General features: G+C 65.0%; 3 protein-coding genes. All 3 read left to right on the top strand.

The window, feature by feature from the left end; translation table 11 throughout:
* The coding region (locus AC1DSN_RS21855) for an ABC transporter permease subunit (RefSeq protein ID WP_477332877.1) at positions 1 to 365 on the top strand (365 nt) is incomplete at its 5' end.
* A complete protein-coding gene (gene cysW / locus AC1DSN_RS21850) occupies positions 362 to 1,207 on the top strand; it encodes a sulfate ABC transporter permease subunit CysW (RefSeq protein ID WP_063570551.1) in 846 nt (281 codons plus the stop codon). The genes AC1DSN_RS21855 and cysW, both read left to right, overlap by 4 nt.
* Positions 1,207 to 2,068: sulfate/molybdate ABC transporter ATP-binding protein (locus AC1DSN_RS21845; protein ID WP_477332875.1), on the top strand; the 862-nt coding region annotated here is incomplete at its 3' end. The genes cysW and AC1DSN_RS21845, both read left to right, overlap by 1 nt.

The following is a 2,068-nucleotide window of genomic DNA, read 5'->3' as shown; positions in this document are numbered from 1 at the left end:
CGCTCCAGCCTGTGCTGCAGTCTCTCGAACAGGACGTCGAAGACGCCGCCGAGAGCCTGGGCGCAACCGGCCTGCAGACCTTTCTGCGCGTCGTCCTGCCCACCCTGGTTCCGACGCTGCTCACCGGGTTTGCCCTGGCGCTGGCCCGGGCCGTGGGCGAGTACGGCTCGGTGATCTTCATCGCTGGCAACATTCCCCTGCGCTCGGAAATTGCGCCGCTGCTTATCGTCCAACGGCTCGATGAATTCGACTACGCCACGGCGGCGGCGTTGGGCGTCGTCATGCTGGCGTTCTCTCTCGTTCTCCTCGTTCTGGTTTCAGCGCTGCAGCGCTGGACCCGGCGGTGGGCGGAGCAGTCCGCATGACGGCGGGCCGTCCCGGACGTCCTGCCAGTGTCGCGCGGCGTCTTGGCCGGGCGTCGATCATCGTGGCTTCCATCCTCTTTCTCTGTCTCTTCCTCGTGGTGCCGCTGGCTTCCGTGTTTGTCGAAGCCTTCCGCCAGGGAGCCCACGCGTTCGTCGAAAGCATTGACCAGCCCGAAGCAATGGCCGCCATCCGGCTGACCTTGCTGGTGGCGGCCATCACGGTGCCGCTCAATGTGGTGTTCGGGATCGCGGCCGCCTGGGCCATGACCCGGTTCCAGTTCCGCGGCAAAGCCTTGCTCGGCGCGCTTATTGACCTGCCCCTGTCCGTCTCACCGGTGGTCACGGGTCTGCTGTACGTGCTGATGTTCGGTGCGCAGGGCTGGTTCGGACCGTGGCTCGCAGCGCATGGGATCAAGATCATCTTCGCCGTCCCTGGCCTCGTTCTCGCAACGATCTTCATCACGCTGCCCTTCGTCGCGCGCGAACTCATCCCCCTGATGCAGTCCCAGGGCAGCGAAGAGGAAGAGGTCGCTCGCGTGCTCGGCGCAAGTGGCCTGCAGACCTTCTTCCGGGTCACGCTTCCCAATATCCGCTGGGCGCTGCTCTACGGCGTGCTCCTCTGTAACGCGCGCGCCATGGGCGAGTTCGGCGCCGTGTCGGTGGTATCCGGACACATTCGCGGGCTGACGACCACCATGCCGCTGGAAGTGGAGATGCGTTACAACGAGTACAACTACGTCGGCGCCTTCGCCATTGCTTCGCTGCTTGCGCTCCTGGCACTGCTGACCCTGGCGGTGAAGTCCGCCCTGGAATGGCGCTATCAAGCCGCTGAGAATCACTGATGACACTCGCTCTCAAACGGCTGAGCCGCCACTTTCCCGACATTGCCGCGCTCGACGACGTGAGCCTCGACATTGCTCCGGGCGAATTCGTTGCGCTCGTGGGGCCTTCCGGATCAGGGAAGACCACCTTGTTGCGCATTCTTGCCGGTCTCGACTATCCCGATGAGGGAAGCGTCACGCAGAACGGGCAGGACTTCCTCGCCGCCAGTGCACGGGAGCGCAATGTCGGCCTCGTGTTCCAGCACTATGCGTTGTTCCGTCATTTGACCGTGCGCGAAAACGTCGCCTTCGGCCTTCGTGTGCGGCCCCGGCGCCGGCGCCCTTCGCGTGACCAGATCCGTGTGCGTGTCGATGAGCTGTTGAAGCGCGTGCAGCTGGCGGACCTGGGTAATCGCTATCCCAGCCAGCTCTCCGGCGGCCAGCGCCAGCGGGTCGCCCTCGCACGTGCCCTGGCCGTCGAGCCGGATGTGTTGCTGCTCGACGAGCCCTTCGGTGCACTCGATGCACAGGTGCGCACCGCGTTGCGCCGCTGGCTGCGTGAGCTCCACGAAGAGCTCGAGCTAACGACCGTGTTCGTGACCCACGACCAGGAAGAAGCGCTCGAGCTTGCCGACCGTATCGTCGTCATGAACAAGGGCCGCATCGAGCAGGTGGGTCGGCCCCACGAGGTCTACCAGGATCCTGCCACGCCCTTCGTCTGCGAGTTCATCGGTAGGACGAACCGCATTGCGCTGGAACGGCGGGGAGACACGTGGGGCGCCGGTGGATGGTCCCTTCCGGCAGGTGCCGCGGGCGGGCTGTTCCGATCGGCTGTGGGTTATGTCAGGCCAGAGCATCTGTCGCTGTTGGTGCCTGAAGGTG

The sequence above is a fragment of the Luteibacter sp. P4_D7_3 genome, assembly GCF_056401735.1.
Note: the sequence above shows the minus strand (reverse complement) of the source record. Positions and strands in the feature narration are given on the sequence as shown.